This is a genomic window from Pseudomonas sp. TNT2022 ID642 (assembly GCF_028656995.1).
Classification (GTDB): Bacteria; Pseudomonadota; Gammaproteobacteria; order Pseudomonadales; family Pseudomonadaceae; genus Aquipseudomonas.
This window is the reverse complement of record NZ_JAMDGW010000030.1, coordinates 1-16396: the sequence shown is the minus strand read 5'-3', so window position 1 is coordinate 16396 and position 16396 is coordinate 1. Positions and strand designations below refer to the sequence as shown.

15 protein-coding genes are annotated in these 16396 nt (G+C 59.7%); 7 read left to right on the top strand and 8 right to left on the bottom strand.

The window, feature by feature from the left end:
* Nucleotides 1-51: 51 nt before the first annotated feature.
* The gene (locus M5G26_RS24690; RefSeq protein WP_273916707.1) at nt 52-945 is read left to right on the top strand and encodes a DMT family transporter; all 894 of its coding nucleotides are present in this window, start codon (nt 52-54) and stop codon (nt 943-945) included.
* Nucleotides 946-948: 3 nt separating this feature from the next.
* On the opposite strand, the gene M5G26_RS24685 is transcribed toward M5G26_RS24690, so the two are convergent.
* Nucleotides 949-1764 (bottom strand): AraC family transcriptional regulator, encoded by an 816-nt coding sequence (locus M5G26_RS24685; RefSeq protein ID WP_134176583.1) that lies wholly within the window; start codon nt 1762-1764, stop codon nt 949-951.
* 131 nt (nt 1765-1895) lie between these two features.
* Between M5G26_RS24685 and M5G26_RS24680 the strand changes: the two genes are divergently transcribed.
* A complete protein-coding gene (locus tag M5G26_RS24680; protein WP_273916706.1) occupies nt 1896-2408 on the top strand; it encodes a carboxymuconolactone decarboxylase family protein in 513 nt (170 codons plus the stop codon).
* 533 nt (nt 2409-2941) lie between these two features.
* Here the strand turns inward: M5G26_RS24680 and M5G26_RS24675 are convergent.
* The gene (locus M5G26_RS24675; protein ID WP_273916705.1) at nt 2942-4387 is read right to left on the bottom strand and encodes a SulP family inorganic anion transporter; all 1446 of its coding nucleotides are present in this window, start codon (nt 4385-4387) and stop codon (nt 2942-2944) included.
* 157 nt (nt 4388-4544) lie between these two features.
* On the opposite strand from M5G26_RS24675, the gene M5G26_RS24670 reads away from it, so the two are divergent.
* On the top strand, nt 4545-4862 hold the full coding sequence (locus tag M5G26_RS24670) for a DUF7693 family protein (protein ID WP_273916704.1): 318 nt from the start codon (nt 4545-4547) through the stop codon (nt 4860-4862).
* A 53-nt stretch (nt 4863-4915) separates the two neighbouring features.
* Nucleotides 4916-5461 (top strand): hypothetical protein, encoded by a 546-nt coding sequence (locus tag M5G26_RS24665; protein WP_007908120.1) that lies wholly within the window; start codon nt 4916-4918, stop codon nt 5459-5461.
* Nucleotides 5462-5502: 41 nt separating this feature from the next.
* On the opposite strand, the gene M5G26_RS24660 is transcribed toward M5G26_RS24665, so the two are convergent.
* Both M5G26_RS24660 and M5G26_RS24655 read right to left on the bottom strand, forming a co-directional pair.
* Nucleotides 5503-6138 (bottom strand): hypothetical protein, encoded by a 636-nt coding sequence (locus tag M5G26_RS24660; RefSeq protein ID WP_150693938.1) that lies wholly within the window; start codon nt 6136-6138, stop codon nt 5503-5505.
* A 128-nt stretch (nt 6139-6266) separates the two neighbouring features.
* Nucleotides 6267-6725, bottom strand: a complete 459-nt coding sequence (locus tag M5G26_RS24655; RefSeq protein WP_273916703.1) for a GNAT family N-acetyltransferase — start codon at nt 6723-6725, stop codon at nt 6267-6269.
* Between the two features lie 143 nt (nt 6726-6868).
* On the opposite strand from M5G26_RS24655, the gene M5G26_RS24650 reads away from it, so the two are divergent.
* Nucleotides 6869-7513: a TetR/AcrR family transcriptional regulator gene (locus M5G26_RS24650; RefSeq protein ID WP_273916702.1), complete on the top strand. Its 645-nt coding sequence runs from the start codon at nt 6869-6871 to the stop codon at nt 7511-7513.
* Between the two features lie 11 nt (nt 7514-7524).
* On the opposite strand, the gene M5G26_RS24645 is transcribed toward M5G26_RS24650, so the two are convergent.
* The 3 genes from M5G26_RS24645 to ggt all read right to left on the bottom strand — a co-directional run bounded on the left by M5G26_RS24645 (nt 7525) and on the right by ggt (nt 11063).
* A complete protein-coding gene (locus M5G26_RS24645) occupies nt 7525-8538 on the bottom strand; it encodes a lysozyme inhibitor LprI family protein (protein WP_273916701.1) in 1014 nt (337 codons plus the stop codon).
* Between the two features lie 197 nt (nt 8539-8735).
* Complete coding sequence (locus tag M5G26_RS24640) at nt 8736-9269, bottom strand: cysteine hydrolase family protein (RefSeq protein ID WP_273916700.1); 534 nt, start codon at nt 9267-9269, stop codon at nt 8736-8738.
* A gap of 66 nt (nt 9270-9335) precedes the next feature.
* Nucleotides 9336-11063 (bottom strand): gamma-glutamyltransferase, encoded by a 1728-nt coding sequence (gene ggt, locus M5G26_RS24635; protein WP_134176574.1) that lies wholly within the window; start codon nt 11061-11063, stop codon nt 9336-9338.
* Between the two features lie 153 nt (nt 11064-11216).
* On the opposite strand from ggt, the gene M5G26_RS24630 reads away from it, so the two are divergent.
* Nucleotides 11217-11732 carry a methylated-DNA--[protein]-cysteine S-methyltransferase gene (locus M5G26_RS24630; RefSeq protein ID WP_273916699.1) on the top strand — a complete coding sequence of 172 codons (516 nt, stop codon included), beginning with the start codon at nt 11217-11219 and terminating at the stop codon, nt 11730-11732.
* Nucleotides 11733-11826: 94 nt separating this feature from the next.
* On the opposite strand, the gene M5G26_RS24625 is transcribed toward M5G26_RS24630, so the two are convergent.
* Nucleotides 11827-12417 carry an NUDIX domain-containing protein gene (locus M5G26_RS24625; protein ID WP_273916698.1) on the bottom strand — a complete coding sequence of 197 codons (591 nt, stop codon included), beginning with the start codon at nt 12415-12417 and terminating at the stop codon, nt 11827-11829.
* Between the two features lie 189 nt (nt 12418-12606).
* Between M5G26_RS24625 and M5G26_RS24620 the strand changes: the two genes are divergently transcribed.
* A partial coding sequence (locus M5G26_RS24620) for a DUF6531 domain-containing protein (RefSeq protein WP_273916697.1) occupies nt 12607-16396 on the top strand: 3790 nt, incomplete at its 3' end.

The window sequence follows — 16396 nt, the reverse complement described above, 5'->3', positions numbered from 1 at the left end:
TCTCGGCTCTAGCATGACCGCAACGCAACCCACTTCTGAGCGTGATCTGCTATGGAACGGACTTCGAATCTGACGACCCCGGCACTGGAAAAAACCAGTGGCTGGATCAACGGTTTTATCGGCGTGGTGATCTTCAGCGGTTCGCTGCCGGCCACGCGTCTGGCAGTGCTGGAGTTCGATCCGGTGTTTCTCACCGTGGTCCGCGCCGCCATCGCCGGGGTATTGGCGGTGGCGCTGCTGTGGCTGTTTCGCGAACGGCGCCCGGCGCGTAATCAGTGGTTGTCGCTGTTTATCGTCGCGATGGGCGTGGTGCTCGGCTTCCCGCTGCTGACCGCCCTTGCGCTGCAACACGTGACGTCGGCGCATTCGATTGTGTTTGTCGGATTGCTGCCACTGGCCACAGCGATTTTTGCTGTGCTGCGCGGCGGTGAGCGGCCACGACCGGTGTTCTGGCTGTTCTCGATTCTAGGCAGCGCGCTGGTGGTCGGCTTCGCCCTCGCGCAAGGGCTGACGGCCTCGCCCACCGGTGACCTACTGATGCTGGCGGCGATTCTGGCCTGCGGCCTCGGTTATGCCGAAGGCGCGAAACTGTCGCGCACCCTCGGCGGCTGGCAGGTGATTTGCTGGGCTCTGCTGCTGTCGCTGCCGGTGATGACGATTCTGAGTCTGTGGCTGGCGCCCGCCTCGTTCAGCACGATCAGTCTGTCGGCGTGGTTATGTCTGGGCTATGTGTCGCTGTTCAGCATGCTGATCGGTTTTGTGTTCTGGTATCGCGGCCTGGCCCAGGGCGGGATTGCCGCGGTCGGTCAGTTGCAATTACTGCAACCGTTTTTCGGCTTGGCGCTGGCGGCGACGCTGCTGCATGAACAGGTCAGCCTTGGCATGCTTGCCGTGACGTTGGGCGTAATCCTGTGTGTGGCCGGGGCGAAGAAATTCGCCAAATGACTTTCAGGCCCCCGCCTTCCACTCCCGCGGACTGAGCCCGGTCTTGCGCCGAAACGCCCGGGCCAGCGCCGAAGGACTTTCATAACCGACCTCCTCGGCGATCAGCGCAATCGGTTTGCCTTCACGCAAACGTTTCTGCGCCAGACTGACCCGCCAGCTCAGCAGATAATCGGCCGGTGTCTGCCCGACAACGCGGCGAAACTGCTCGGCGAACCCGGCGCGGGACAGGTTGGCGACAGCGGCCAGATCCGCCACGCTCCATGGCTTTTGCGGTTGCTCGTGCATCAGGTTCAAGGCGCGCGACAGACGTGGATCGGCCAGCCCGGCGATCATCCCCGGTTGTTGCTCTCGACTGCTGATCAGGTGCCGCAGCAACAGAATCACCAGCAGTTCGAACAGGCGATCCATCACCGCCACGCGCCCGCAATGACCTTCGAACGCTTCCTTGAACAGCCATTCCACGGTGTTGCCCAGCTCGGGGATGTCCGTCAGTTTCAGCACCAGATAATCCGGCAGCGCCGCCGCCAGTGCATTACCGGAACCGCCGTCAAACGTCAGCGTTGCGCAAACCACCTGAGTGTCCATGGCTTCGTCGGCAAACATGCGGTGGGCGTAGGGTCTGGGGAAGAAGATCAGCGACGGCTCACTGAGGCGAATCTCGCGTTCGCTGCCCGGTTTGAGCAGCAACTCACCGGCCTGCAACAAATGCACATGGCCGACCGGCTCATTTTCATGAACCGCGACGCCGCAAAACGCGCCGCTGTGAAAAGTCCCGGCAGACACGCCGAAATGGCTGAGCAATGTTGAAAGGCGATCCATGGACGACTCCAAGAGCATATCTGGACGATCTGCCGCATATCCTCGACGATTTGCCGCCAATCCACCAGCCTCACTCAATAACATGACCTCCATCCCCGGCGCACTTCGCACCGGATTTTCGGAGAATCACCATGAGCCGCATCCACGCTATCAGCCTCGAAAACGCCGCCGACGCCAGCCGCCCAGTGCTGGAAGGCGTGAAAAAGAAAATAGGTTTCCTGCCCAACGTCTTCACCACCCTGGCCAAAGCGCCGGTAGCCCTCGAAACCTACGTACAAGCCTCGGCAATCCTCGGCAAAACCTCGCTGAGCGCCCAGGAAAAAGAAGCGGTATACCTCGCCACCTCACAGGTCAACGGTTGCGACTATTGCCTCGCAGCGCACACCTTGTTTGCCGGCAAGGCCGGGCTCTCGGCGCAAGACATCGTCGCCGCCCGCCAAGGCGAACTCAACGCCTACGCCAGCCTCGCCCGTCAGTTGACCGAAAGCCGCGGCCATTTGAGTGACGAACAGATCACCGCCGCCCGCACTGCCGGTATCGACGATGTGAAGATTATTGAAGTGATTGCACTGGTGGCCGTGCAGAGCCTGACCAACTACCTGAATAACGCGGCGCTGACCGATATTGACTTCCCCGCCATCTGAATCCGGCCACACAAAACCTGTTGGAGCTGACCTGCTCGCGATAGCGGTGTGTCATTCAAAGCATTTTTGAGTGACACACCGCTATCGCGAGCAGGCTCACTCCTACAGTTGGATCGGGTACATCAGCAAGAGATTGGTCGGCTGGCAGGCCGCCTTCGCGAGCAGGCTCGCTCCCACAGTTGGATCGGGTACATCAGCAAGAGATTGGTCGGCTGACAGGCCGCCTTCGCGAGCAGGCTCGCTCCCACAGTTTTAACGTGCGTACAACCCAAGCGGCAAAGCCGCCCCACTCAACAGGATGAGCGTTAGCTCGGCTGCCGCTCTTGATCTTGATCCACGGGCGACGTCGGAAGGCTGAGTGGAGGGATTCATCCGGGGGGTGGGAGCGCAGCGACCGTTTGGCGAAGCCAAACACAGCGAGAGGAGGTGCAGCGAAGCAAACCGTAGGCGCTGCGCCCGGATCGATCCCGGAGGGGAGGAACCCTAATCCGCAACACCCGCAGCAACGGATATATACCCGGTCAGCCAGATAATCAGTGATCCTCCTCACCCGCCCGCTTCAACAATTTCTTGCACCGCTCAGACAAATGAAACACCTGCAAATGCTTACCCGCCTTGGCATATCGCTCGCGCAAAGTCTTCAACGCCGCAATCGCCGAATAATCAACAAAACTCAAATGCCGACAATCCAAAGTCACCCGAGCCGGATCATTAGCCGGATCGAACTGATTGAGAAACGGCGCAGTCGAGGCAAAAAACAACGTGCCATGCAAACGATAAAGCTTACTGCCGTCAGCCTCCAGATGCTCATCGGCATACAGCTCACGCGCCTGCTGCCAGGCAAAGTTAAGCGCAGCGATAATGATGCCGCACAGCACCGCAGTGGCCAGATCAGTGAACACCGTGATAGTGGTCACCGCAATGATCACCAGCACATCATTGAGCGGCACTTTGTTCACCACCCGCAACGACGCCCAGGCAAAAGTCTGCTGCGACACCACAAACATCACACCCACCAGCGCCGCCAACGGAATACGCTCGATCAGCGGCGACAGAAACAGAATGAACAACAGAATCAGCACGCCAGCGACCACACCGGACAAGCGCCCGCGCCCGCCGGAACTGAGGTTGATCACGGTCTGGCCGATCATCGCGCACCCGCCCATGCCGCCGAACGCCCCCGAGACCATATTGGCCGCACCGAGCGCCACGCACTCGCGATCCGGATAGCCACGGGTTTCGGTGATTTCGTCGGTGAGGTTCAACGTCAGCAGGGTTTCCAGCAGACCGACCAGCGCCATCAGAATCGCGTAAGGCGCAATGATGCGCAGGGTTTCAAGATTCCACGGAATGTCCGGCAAGGCGAAGGTCGGCAAGCCACCGGCGATGTGCGCCATGTCGCCAAGGGTGCGGGTCGGCAGGCCGAACAGGTAGACCAGCAGGCCGACGCCAAGGATCGCCACCAGCGCCGGTGGCACCGCTTTTGTCAGGCGCGGCAAGAGGTAAACGATGGCCATGGTCAGCAGCACCAGCCCGGTCATCAGGTACAACGGCGTACCGCTGAGCCAGTCCTCACCGCTCTTGAAATGCTCCAGTTGCGCCAAAGCAATGATGATCGCCAGACCGTTGACGAAGCCGAGCATCACCGGATGCGGCACCATGCGCACCAGTTTGCCCAGGCGCAACAGCCCGAACGCCATCATGATCAGACCGCCGAGCAACACCGTCGCCAGCAAATACTGCACGCCGTGCTGCACCACCAGCGCGACGATGACCACGGCCATCGAACCCGCCGCGCCGGAGACCATGCCCGGCCGGCCGCCGAACAACGCCGTCAGTGTACAAATGATGAAGGCGCCATACAGGCCCATCAGCGGATTGAGGTGCGCCACCAGCGCGAACGCAATGCATTCGGGCAACAGGGCAAACGAGGTGGTGAGTCCGGCCAGGACATCGGCGCGCAGACGAATCGGTTTCATGGCTTACCTGATTGAGCAGCCGTCGAGCGCGACTGCAGGTGTTCGGAGAAAAGAGGGTTGCGGATGTTACGGAATTGTCCGGGATCGGGCCAGTGAACGCTGACACTTGTCGACCCGGGCTTTATGCTGGCGCGTTCCTGTATCCATTGAGTTGAATATGTCTGCCTTTCTGAGCGCCCGCGAGGTGTGCCAGCGTTTGCGTGAAGCCGCGCTGGGTGTCCTCACTTTCAAAGTCTGCGAGATGCCTGACGAGGCGGGACGGGTCGCGGTCGATATCGAGGGCTGGCACCTGCTGCTGGATTTTGAAGGCAGCCGGTTACATCACTGTGAATTCGCCCGCAATGGCGATGGGCAGCAAGGCACGCTGGGCAGTTGGCAGCGTTATGGTACCGATCCGGTGAGTTTGCTCAGTACTTGGGAATTGGCGCAGATCGAGCGATTGCTCAACGCGCAAACGAACGAGGTTGCTCAATGATGGCACTCTGCCCATAATTCGCGCCCTCCTCTATTCCCACGCAAGGAACTGCCGTGAAGAAGTCGCTGTTGTTGATCCCGATGCTGGCCCTGCTCCTGCAAGGCTGTGGCATGACCATGACCCGTTACGAGCCAAGCTTCGAGAACGTGCAGAAGCTCAAGCAAACCCCGCCACTGCACGCGATCAGCAATCCTCAGGTCACCGCCGAATCCGGTGAAGGTTCGTTGGTGGTTCGCGCCAACCCGGTTCGCTCGCCGTCCGGCAGCATCCCGGCGCATATTCAGGACGCGATCACTGAAGAACTGCGCAAGGCTGGTCTGCTCGATCCACAGGCGCAGCGTCAGTTGAAAGTGCTGGTGGTGAAAAACGAACTGTCCGCCGGCATGGGCACGGGCGACGGCAAACTGGCTGCTCGTTTCACCCTGCTCAACGGCAACGATGTGGTGTACGACGCGACCAAGAATGTCAGCAGCCAGTGGAGCAGCAGCTTCTTCGGCTTCATTGCGATTCCGAACGCGGTCAACGCTTACAACCCGATGGTGCGTGACTTGCTGAAAGAACTGTACAGCGATCCGCAGTTCATTCAAGCCCTGAAATAAGGGCAAAAAAAGAGCCGCAATTGCGGCTCTTTTTTTTCGCTTCAGGCCCGTGGAATACCGGTTTCGAGTGCCGAGTACTTCAGGTTTTTGCTATCAACCATCTGCTTGAGCAGCGCGTTGACCTGACGGGTGAACGTGTCATTCACCGCGTCTTTAGGTGTGTTGGCCATCAGCGGGATGAACCAGATACCGATCCAGGTACCGATCGCATCGTGATTGCTCGCGGTGGTCAGGGCCTGACCTTGGCCATCCATGCCTTCCAGGCTCAAGGTGTACTGATCGGTGCCATACGCCGGGATCACCATCATGCTGAAGCCGCTGATGAAGGCGAGCACCATGGAACCTGCATTCGGCGGATGGTTGTACATTTTCAGACGCAGGCTGTAGTCGCCCGGCTGTTTCTGGAACTCATCCAGGGTGACACGGCCGAACAGGCCCGAATCGGTAAGAATTTTTTGCAGCTGTGGTTTCAGTTGATCGCGCGCTTGCGGCACTTCCACGGCGGAGCCGCTTTTCGGTTCGCCCTGATAAAAATCGAAATCCACGTAGACGTTTGGCTTGTTGGCATAGTTGGCCATCGACGGCATGGTGACCGGCGCTACTTCGTCTTTAGTGAAACTGGCACAACCGCCCAGCGCGAGTACCAACCCCAGCGCCAGAATTTTCCCGAATTGCATGATGTCCGTCCCTATGTGTACAAGACCAAATGATGGCATTGAGCCTTCATTGCGAAGGCCGGGCGGATTCTAGAGAGAGCAGACCTCGGGCGAAAGCCTGAATTGGGGAAATCGGCAAAAAAACTTGCTCAGCCCTGCCGCAAGTCGAGGATGTAGGTGTAATAACCGCTGTCACGCACGTAACCGAGGGATTCGTACAAGCCTTGCGCCGTAAGGTTGTCGGTAGCGGTCTCGAGCACCAGCCCCTTCGCACCGCTCGCCACGGCAAAATCACGCGCCGTGTTCATCAACAGTCGGCCAACGCCACGCCCACGTGCGGCGGGCGTGGTGAACAGATCGCTGAGCAGCCAGGTGCGGTGGGCATCGATGGACGAGAACGTCGGATACAACTGCACGAAACCCAGCGCTTCGCCGTGTTCATCCTGCGCGAGAAAAATCGCCGATTCGCTGGCAGCCATGCGTTCAGCGATGAAGGCCCGCGATTGCACAAGGTTCGATGGTTGCTGGTAAAAGCCTCGATAAGCGTCGAACAACGGCGCCACCGCATCCAGATGTGTCGCGTCCGCTCGCACTGCCTGAAGGGTCATGTTTCTGCTCCGTGTCCAATCAATGATCGAAACAGCATAGCGCTGCCCTTCGAGTGTGCTGGCCTCATCGCTATATAGTTTTGTATATTGCGAAACCGAAATCGCCAGAACTTTTCCATGCCATCCACCCAACCTGTGTGTCCATGAGCGCCATCCGCGTCCGCAACGAGCAATTGATCCTCGCCGCCGCCAGCGAAGAATTTGCCGCCAACGGCTTCGACGCCACCCAGACCCGCGATATCGCGGCGCGTGCCGGGCTGCCCAAAGCCAATCTGTATTACTACTTCCAGAGCAAGGAAAACCTCTACGGCAAAGTGCTGCTGGGATTTGTCGAACCGCTGCTGGAGGCCTCGGCAATGCTGCGTGAAAGTGATGATCCGCTGACCGGGCTGCGTGCTTACGTTGCCGCGCGGATTCGTATTGCTCGCGAGCAGCCGGCGATTGCCAAGGTGTTCAGCGGCGAATTGCTGCTGGGCGGTCGACAGTTGCCGGATGAGTGCCGCGATCTGTTGCAGGCCGAAGCACGGCGCAACGTTGAATGTTTACGCAGCTGGATAGAACGCGGTTTGCTGGCGCCGGTGGATCCTGAGCATTTGATGCTGTTCATCTGGTCGGCGACGCGCACGTACACCAACATTGGCTGGCAGATGGGCCAGATCATGGGGCGCGAAGTGCCGCAGGATGAGGATTATCAAACGGCGGCGCAGACGATTACGCGCATGGTGCTGGAGGGCGTGGTGGTGGCGCCGCGGGTGGGTGGGATTCGTGGGGTTTTGTTTGCGACTTGAGCGGTCTGGAATCAGGGCATGGAATCCAGAGGGATCGAGCGATTTCCATTTGTGCGTTGGTACCAGGCTTGCAGAACATCGGGCAGACGTCCTTTCCATTTCGCTGCGTTGGTGTAATAGCGCGCCCGCTGATGACCTTGCCCATCGTAGGTCAGCAGGATGATCCAGAAACGCTGGTCGGTTGTGCTCATGATGATGCCGGTGCCCCCCAGGCCACGCATCCACATTTCCACGACCTGACTGCCCGGCACGTCGGCTGAGGGATCGCCGACTTGCAAGGTGCCCGAAAGCTCAACGAGCCTTTCATAATCGTCCTTGAGCAATCCATGCAGGGCCTGGTTTTCCTCTGGCGTTCGCGCCAAGCCAAGGCTGAGCATGTCGTAATCAAGCGTCAACGGTTGTTCCGAGGCGACATAAGTGCCGGCGTAATACACGCCCATTCCGCCACCGCAATCGGCATCTGCGCCGACTTGCGAGATATTCAGAACGCCATTGATGGGGGTGAAAGTCAACGCGCACTCACCTTCGGCGTAATGCGCTTCTTTGCCTTCAAATACGGCGACGCCATCAAGATTTCCCGAGTTGGCACCCTCGCCCGCTGCAATATCAAAAGTGATGTGCGCTGAATCGCGACGGTGCGTTGTCACCGTTGCCGCCGTTGAAGTACTCGGAGGAATGAGCTGCCACGTCGCGTCCCAACTGAAGGGCTGAGTAGCGTGCTCCAGTTCGGCCAGACGCATCAGATACTGGCGGCGCAAGCAAGCCGTCAGGGCGCCACAGGCGTTACGACTTTTCAACCATTGCCGTTGATCGGTCTTGAGTGCCTTGGGATCGGGGACATTGGCGAGGGTCGAGCGCCAACGCTCTGCAAGATGCTCATCAAGCTGCGAAAGATCCGGATCGGCGCAAATGGCTTTTTCAGTTTTGCTGGCAGCGCTGGCGCAATCGAAACTGCTGGCGTGGGTAACAGAGGCAAACGCAAGGGCGGTCAGCAGCAAGGCGTGACGCAGGGAGATCGCGAACATCGAGAGATTCCATTCTTCGGATGGCGCGCAGTATGCCAGTGCTGCCAGCGGAAATCCCTGATGTACATAGCAATCAGGGTTTCGCAATCACTGTGGGAGCGAGCCTGCTCGCGAAAGCGGTGGATCAGCCACTATCAATGTCGACTGACACACTGCCTTCGCGAGCAGGCTCGCTCCCACAAGGTTTTGTGTACGCTTCAGAACGCGATGTCGGCTGCGGGTTTGACGTCAATACGCGCCACGGAGCCAGTCAGGTGCGCCAGATCCTTGTTGTGTTCGACGATGATGTCTTCGGCGCTCATATTGCCGTTGTCGACAGTGGAATGCGCGTCGGCCACAAGCACCACGTCATAACCCAGTTGATGGGCCTGACGCACGGTGGCGTTGACGCAGTAATCGGTTTGCAGGCCGCAGATGACCAGTTTTTCGAAATCCTCGCTCGGCAGCAGTTTGCGCAGGTCTGTCTGGTAGAACGAATCCGGCGTGGTCTTGCGTACGCGCAAGTCGTGAGGCGATATCACAAGCCCTTCGGCCAATTGCCAGCCTTCGGCGCCATGGGCCAACGGGCTGTCCTTTTCTTCATGCTGAATCAGCACCACCGGCACGCCAGCCTTGCGCGCCCGGGCGCTTAAACCGTTGATGGTTTCGATCACGCGATGAATGTCATGACACTGATATTCGCCCGAGCAGAGGGCGCGCTGGACGTCGATGATCAGTAATGCGGTGGTCATGATGAGCCTTCCTTGATCAGTCCTTGAGACAGGGGCGGACGTATGCCCGCCCCCTTTTTACGCCCCTCAGTAACCCAGTGACAAGCCCGTGTTGCGACGTGGATCGTTAGCGCCGTAAAAGCGGTTTTTGCCAACCGGCTTACCGCCCAGCGACGGTGCCCCGACCAGAATCGCGGCGATGTGGTTGGCGTCCTGCGGCCCGGCAAACTTGTGCCCCCAGCTTTCGAGAATCTTCTTCGTGTCCGGGCTGGCGGCGAAGTCTTCGAGGTTGGTTTCCTCCGGCATCCATTGCTGGTGGAAGCGTGGCGCATCGACCGCCTCCTGAAGGCCCATGCCGTAGTCGATGACGTTGAGCATGGTCAGCAACGTCGCCGTGATGATGCGGCTGCCGCCCGGCGTGCCGACCACCATCACCACTTTGCCATCCTTGGTGACAATGGTCGGGCTCATCGATGACAACGGTGCCTTGCCCGGGGCGATGGCGTTGGCTTCGCCCTGCACCAGACCGTACATGTTCGGCACGCCGACCTTGGAGGTGAAGTCGTCCATTTCGTCGTTAAGGATCACCCCGGTCTTGCTCGCCATCACGCCCGCGCCGAACCAGTCGTTGAGGGTGTAGGTGACCGACACCGCATTGCCCCACTTGTCGACGATCGAATAGTGGGTGGTGTTGCTGCCTTCATGGGGCGCTACGCCGGGCTTGAGTTCAGCCGACACGCCGGCCTTGTTCGGCTGGATGGCGTCGCGCAGTTTGGTCGCGTAGTTCTTGTCCAGCAGATGCTCGATCGGGTTTTTGACGAAATCCGGATCGCCGAGGTAGCTGTTGCGATCGACATACGCGTGGCGCATCGCTTCGATCTGATAGTGCATGCCCTGGGCCGAATGGAAGCCCAGATCCTTCATCGGATAGCCTTCGAGGATGTTCATGATCTGGCAGATCACCACCCCGCCGGAGCTTGGCGGCGGCGCCGAGACCACGTGGTAACCACGGTAATCGCACTCCACCGGAGCCAGTTCGCGGGTCTTGTATTTGTCGAGGTCGGCCTGGGTGATGATGCCTTTGTTGGCCTGACTGGAGGTCACGATGGCATCGGCGACCCAGCCTTTATAGAAGCCGTCGGCGCCTTTTTCGGAAATGGTCCGCAGGGTCTTGCCGAGGTCCTTTTGCACCAGTTTCTGCCCGACCTGCATCGGCTCGCCGTTGTGCAGGAAGATCGACCCGGAATCGCGCATGTCCTTCTTGAACACGTCGGTGGCGTACTCCAGCAGCTCGACGTCCCCCTGCTCCAGTGCGAAGCCCTCTTCCGCCAGTTTGATCGCCGGCGCAATCATCTCCTTGCGCGGCTTGGTCCCGTATTTGCTCAGCGCCAGCTCCATGCCCGACACCGTGCCGGGCACGCCCACCGCCAGGTGGCCACGCGTACTCAGGTCAGGAATGACGTTGCCTTCCTTGTCGAGGTACATATTGGCGGTCGCCGCCAGCGGTGCTTTTTCGCGGAAATCGAGGAAGGTCTTGCGTCCGTCCGCCAGTTGAATGGTCATGAAACCGCCACCACCAAGGTTGCCGGCTGCGGGATAAACCACCGCCAGCGCATACCCCACGGCGACCGCCGCATCGACGGCGTTACCGCCACTTTTCAATACGTCGACGCCCACATGGGTCGCCAGATGTTGCGCGGTGACCACCATGCCGTTTTCGGCAGCAACCGGTGCGACTGACGCCGCGTGAGCCATGAGACAGCTGAGTGCCAGTGAGGTCGCTATCAGCGATTTGGCCAAAGGTTCGTACTTCATGAGTCGATCTCTTTTTTTGTTTTCAGGGTCTGTGCAAAACAGAGGGGGAACGCTTCAAGAGCACCAAGCAGTATGGTCGGCTTTGCGTATTGCGCCTCCCCGATCAAACAGTATGCTGGGCACTGTTGCCGCCCTGATCCGGAGTCTGCCGTCATGTCTTACACGTTCATCACCCTGCCCTCGCCCGTCGGCGAGCTGAAGCTGGTCGCGAACGGTTCACGACTGGCGGCCATCCTCTGGGAAAACGACAAACCGAACCGCGTGCGACTCGGGCCGATGAGCGAGGCACACGACAATCCGATCCTGATTCGAACGGTTCGACAACTTGAAGAATATTTTTCCGGGACGCGTGACTGTTTTGATCTGGAACTGGATTTCGCTGGCACCGACTTTCAGAAAAAGGTCTGGGCGGCGCTGCTGACCATTCCATTCGGCGAGACGCGGACCTACAGCCAGATTGCCGAACAGATAGGCAATCCCGGCGCCGTACGGGCAGTGGGCGCAGCAAACGGACGCAACCCGATCTCCATTGTCGCGCCGTGTCATCGGGTGATCGGCGCGTCAGGGAAGCTGACCGGGTTTGCCGGAGGACTTGAGGCGAAAGAGCGCTTGCTGACACTTGAAGGTGGCGACTGGTCGCAGATTGGCAAAACCGGGGATTTGTTTTAGTCAGTCAATACAGATCAAGAGATCGCAGCCTTCGGCAGCTCCTACCTGGAATGCGTTTTCCTGTAGGAGCTGCCGAAGGCTGCGATCTTTTGATTTATTGGGCAAAAAGGTTATTCATCGCTGCATACTGCAACAGCATGATGGTCTTGGCGTCGCAGATCTCACCGTGCTGAAACGCTGCCAGCGCTTCGTCGAATCGCCACTCCAGCACTTCCAGTTCTTCGGTCTCCTCTTCCAGACCACCACCGTCGCTAACCTTCGATGCGGCGTCGTATTCGGCAATGAAAAAGTGCAGCTTCTCGGTCACCGAGCCGGGACTCATGTAGGCCTCGAATACCTTCTTCACATCGTGCACGCGATAACCGGTTTCCTCCTCGGCTTCATCGCGAATCCGTTGCTCCGGTGCAGCGCCTTCAAGCAACCCGGCAGCCACCTCGATCAGCAAACCATCATGACCATTGACGAACACCGGCAAACGAAACTGCCGGGTCAGCACCACCGTGCGCTGCTCGCGGTTGAACAGCAAAATCGCTGCACCGTTGCCTCGGTCATAGACTTCACGGGTCTGACGCTGCCACTCGCCGTTGTTGCGGTGATAGTCGAAGGTGATTTTCTTCAGCAGATACCAGTCATGGGACAACACCTGAGTGTCGACGATGTTGACCCGCTCGGCTGTGTTGGACATGACGCTTGATCCTTTTGTCATTGAAGGCACCCGGGTAGGTGCTTTTTTGTGAACGAAAATACGAAACCCTATACCGCCCTACAAACCATGTCGAAACATCCTACAGATATCGCCTACTCGCCCGACTTCTTTCCTGATTGATCCCCCGCAAAGTCCCCGCACCTTTTTGATGTGCGCGAGAGACTGCGAATGCTTCCAACCGATCGGCTGCTGGCCCTGAACAACAGCATCGGCCTGCTCGTTGTTGCTGCTTTGAATCCCGACGAGCCGGACTTCGAACACCTGATCCGCGAATTCCGCCTGTGCCTGAACCACTACGACGCCTGGGCCGAGCAGTTCTGGACAGGCACCGCGCTGGATGTCGAGCAGGTCTTCACCGTCGGCAACGACGTGCGCCTCAGTGCGCCGATCAAGTCACGCCAGCCGCTCAGTTCATCGGTGGTCATGTGCTCGGCCAGCGGGTCGCTGACGCTGGTGCATATGTTCGAGGCCGCGAGATTTGTGCCGATTGGCAACACCCCGGTGACCCTTGAACCGGTGATTGCCGATGTCGGCGGTGTGCTGACTTTCGGTGAACCGCTTCACCACATCATCGGCCCCAGCGGCATTCTGCAAGTGACCGATTGCGATCGGGGCCAGCGTTATCGCATCACCTTCTTTCCCGATGTGTCCACCGACCATGTGCGTGCGCTGTATGCCTCTTATGAAAGTGTCATTGCAGGCCTGGAAGGCTGGCTGCGCGCTGAGTGGGCAGGGTTTCAACCACAGTGGACGGAGTTTTCCAGCGCTGGATTTCTTGAGCGTTACGGTCAGTTGCAACAGGCCGACTGGCGTGGATTCGAGAAAGCGTTGAATGGAGTCTGGGACGACATTAAACAGGTATTCGCCCTCCTCGCCGACCTGCAGGCCAACAGCGAAAAACTGCTTGAGTACCTCAGCGAGGCCGAGCTTGAGGCGTTGTTGAATGCCTCCAGCGACGCCATTGCCAACGGTCTGCTGGTCCTCAGTGACGAACCGTTGCTGTTCATTCATCTGGCCGCGTTTACCAGTTGGCTGAGGATGCTGCCGCCGCAGTATCTGGCCGAAGTGGTGGCCGAGGTTCGGGCCGAACTGCTGATCGGTTTTCTGCTGACGGCGTTGTCGGGTGGCGTCGGCGTGCCGGTGCGCTTTAGCAGCAAAGTGCTGGCGAAGATCAAGTCGCCGCGCGCGCGGGAATGGCTGGCGGCGTCGGCGTTGCGGCTGGCGGAATTAACGTCAGCGCCGGAACTGAACAAACACGCGGGCGCGTTGAAGCCGCTGATGTTTCACGCGCGTGAAGTCGAATTGAAACCGACACCGTCGATACCGCTGAACATTCGTCAGGCCGACTCGCTGGTGTTGACGGTGCCGAATCCGGCGCCTGTTGTGCGGGACAAGCCTGGCGGTTCGAGCCGGCTGGAACGGCATGAGCCGCACGACGACTCGCCGGATCAGGCGAAAAACCCCAACGGCGACAGCGCCGATTGCGTGCCCTTCACTTGCACCAATGGCTGCCCGGTGTCGATGGTCACCGGTGAAGAACTGCTGACCCTGAGCGATGCGGTGCTCGATGGCGTGTTGCCGTTTGAGTTTGCGCGGTTGTATCGCTCCAGCGCCGCCGAGATCGATGTTGGGTTGGGGTTTGGCTGGAGTCATTCGCTGGCGCATCGGCTGGAGTTTTTCGCTGATGAGGTGGTTTGGGTCGATCACGAAAACCGGCGTACGCGGTTTCCGTTGCCGAGCGTTGAACGACCGGCGATTCACAACAGCCTGTCGCGGGCGGCGATCTTTCTGGGTGATGAACCGGAAGAACTGATTCTCGCGCTGGCCGGGGAAACGGCGCGGTTTTATCACTTTCGCGCAGGACGGCTGACAGCGATCAGCGATGCCTATGGCAATCGTCTGACGGTGCAGCGCGATCGGTCTGACCGGGTGCAGCGACTGGACAACGGCGCCGGGCGTTCGCTGCTGTTGCGCTATGACCGGGCGCAGTTGCTGGGTGTTGATTATCAGGTGTTTCGCGACGGTGCCTGGAGTACCGAACAGGCGCTGATCAGTTACCGCTACGACGCTTATCGGCACCTGATCGAAGCCAGGAACGCCGTCGGTGACAGCGAGCGTTACGACTACGACGACGCTCACGTAATCCTGCAGCGGCAACTGGCTGGCGGGGCGAGTTTCTTCTGGGAGTGGGAGCGGTCGGGGAAAGCCGCGCGCTGCGTGCGTCACTGGGCATCGTTCTCGCAGATGGACACGCGCTACGTCTGGAATGACGACGGCAGTGTCGCGGTGCATTACGTCGATGGCACCGAAGAGACGTACGTCCACGACGAGCGTGCGCGGCTGGTGCGTAAAGTCTCGGCGGATGATGGTGAACAGCTCAAGGCCTATGACTCATCGGGTCGCTTGATCGCCGAGCAGGATGCCTTGGGTGCCGTCACCGAATACCGCTATGACGAGGTCGGACGGCTGATCGCGCTGATTCCTGCTGTTGATGCGCCCACGTCCTACGAGTATCGCAACGGTTTCCTGCATAAACGCTCTCGCGGTGACGCGGTATGGATCTACCGGCGCAATGCCGAGGGTGACGTCACCGAGGCGGTCGACCCGGACGGCCAGGTTACGCATTACTACTACGACACCCGTGGCCAGTTGCTGTCGATCCGTTATCCGGACAGCAGCCGGCATCGACTGGTCTGGAACAGCCTCGGCCAGTTGACCGAGGAAACCCTGCCCGACGGCGGCGTGCGGCGTTTTTCCTACGACGCGCTGGGGCGCCGGACCACGGCTGCCGACGAACACGGTGCAGTCACCCGTCAGCACTGGGACGCCGTTGGCCGACTGATTCAGACGACGTTTCCTACCGGCAGCACCCGCGCCTACAGCTACGGCGCCTACGGTCAGGTCACCGCCGAGCGCGATGAGCTGGGGCGCATCACCCGCTACGAATACGATGATGACCTGCACCTGGTCTCGCGGCGGATCAACCCCGACGGCACGCGGGTGCAGTACCGCTACGACCATGCGCAGTTATTGCTCACCGAGATCGAAAACGAATCCGGGGAAAAGTATCGGCTGGACTACACGCCGACCGGGCTGATTCGTCAGGAGGTCGGTTTTGACGGCCGCCGCACCGCGTACGTCTATGACCTCAACGGGCATCTGCTGGAGAAGACCGAGTTCGGTGACGACGGCTCGCAACTGGTCACCGCTTATGAGCGCGATGCTGCCGGGCGTCTTCTGCTCAAAACCCTGCCCGACGGCCTCAAGGTCACCTACCAATACGACCGCCTCGGCCGTTTGATTGGGATCGACGACGGCCAGCAACACCCGCTGGCCTTCGAGTACGACCGCCAGGATCGGCTGATCACCGAGCATCAGGGCTGGGGCACCCTGCGTTACCGCTACGACGCCTGCGGCCAGCTCAAACGCATGCGCCTGCCGGACAACAGCGTGCTCGACTACCGCTACGCCAAGGGCGGCGCGCTGACCGACATCGACCTCAACGGCACGCCGCTGACCCGTCACGTCTACCAGTCCGGGTGCGAACTGCAACGCCAGCAGGGCCTGCTGCTCAGCGAATATTCCTACGACGATCAAGGACGATTACTCGCCCACGCCGTAGGCCATCAGCGCGCTGCGTTGTACCGCCGCGATTATGCCTACAACGCCAACGGCAATCTCGCGCACATCGCCGATAGCCGCCACGGCCAACGCACCTACGGCTACGACGCCCTCGATCGCCTGATCCGCGTTCGTCACTCACGCGACGAACTGCCGGAATCCTTCGCCCACGACCCGGCCGGCAACCTGCTGATGCAGGACCGCCCCGGCCCCACCCAGGTAAAAGGCAACCGCCTGCTGATGCAGGGCGATCGTCATTACGACTACGACGCCTTCGGCAACCTGATCCGCGAACGCCGTGGCCGCGCGCAGACACTGGTCACCGAATACCGCTACG

Bases quoted from the DNA above. Each gene is read 5' to 3' on its own strand.
- M5G26_RS24690 (WP_273916707.1), top strand. From the start codon at position 52: ATGGAACGGACTTCGAATCTGACGACCCCGGCACTGGAAAAAACCAGT.
- M5G26_RS24685 (WP_134176583.1), bottom strand. From the start codon at position 1,764: ATGGATCGCCTTTCAACATTGCTCAGCCATTTCGGCGTGTCTGCCGGG.
- M5G26_RS24680 (WP_273916706.1), top strand. From the start codon at position 1,896: ATGAGCCGCATCCACGCTATCAGCCTCGAAAACGCCGCCGACGCCAGC.
- M5G26_RS24675 (WP_273916705.1), bottom strand. From the start codon at position 4,387: ATGAAACCGATTCGTCTGCGCGCCGATGTCCTGGCCGGACTCACCACC.
- M5G26_RS24670 (WP_273916704.1), top strand. From the start codon at position 4,545: ATGTCTGCCTTTCTGAGCGCCCGCGAGGTGTGCCAGCGTTTGCGTGAA.
- M5G26_RS24660 (WP_150693938.1), bottom strand. From the start codon at position 6,138: ATGCAATTCGGGAAAATTCTGGCGCTGGGGTTGGTACTCGCGCTGGGC.
- M5G26_RS24655 (WP_273916703.1), bottom strand. From the start codon at position 6,725: ATGACCCTTCAGGCAGTGCGAGCGGACGCGACACATCTGGATGCGGTG.
- M5G26_RS24650 (WP_273916702.1), top strand. From the start codon at position 6,869: ATGAGCGCCATCCGCGTCCGCAACGAGCAATTGATCCTCGCCGCCGCC.
- M5G26_RS24645 (WP_273916701.1), bottom strand. From the start codon at position 8,538: ATGTTCGCGATCTCCCTGCGTCACGCCTTGCTGCTGACCGCCCTTGCG.
- M5G26_RS24640 (WP_273916700.1), bottom strand. From the start codon at position 9,269: ATGACCACCGCATTACTGATCATCGACGTCCAGCGCGCCCTCTGCTCG.
- ggt (WP_134176574.1), bottom strand. From the start codon at position 11,063: ATGAAGTACGAACCTTTGGCCAAATCGCTGATAGCGACCTCACTGGCA.
- M5G26_RS24630 (WP_273916699.1), top strand. From the start codon at position 11,217: ATGTCTTACACGTTCATCACCCTGCCCTCGCCCGTCGGCGAGCTGAAG.
- M5G26_RS24625 (WP_273916698.1), bottom strand. From the start codon at position 12,417: ATGTCCAACACAGCCGAGCGGGTCAACATCGTCGACACTCAGGTGTTG.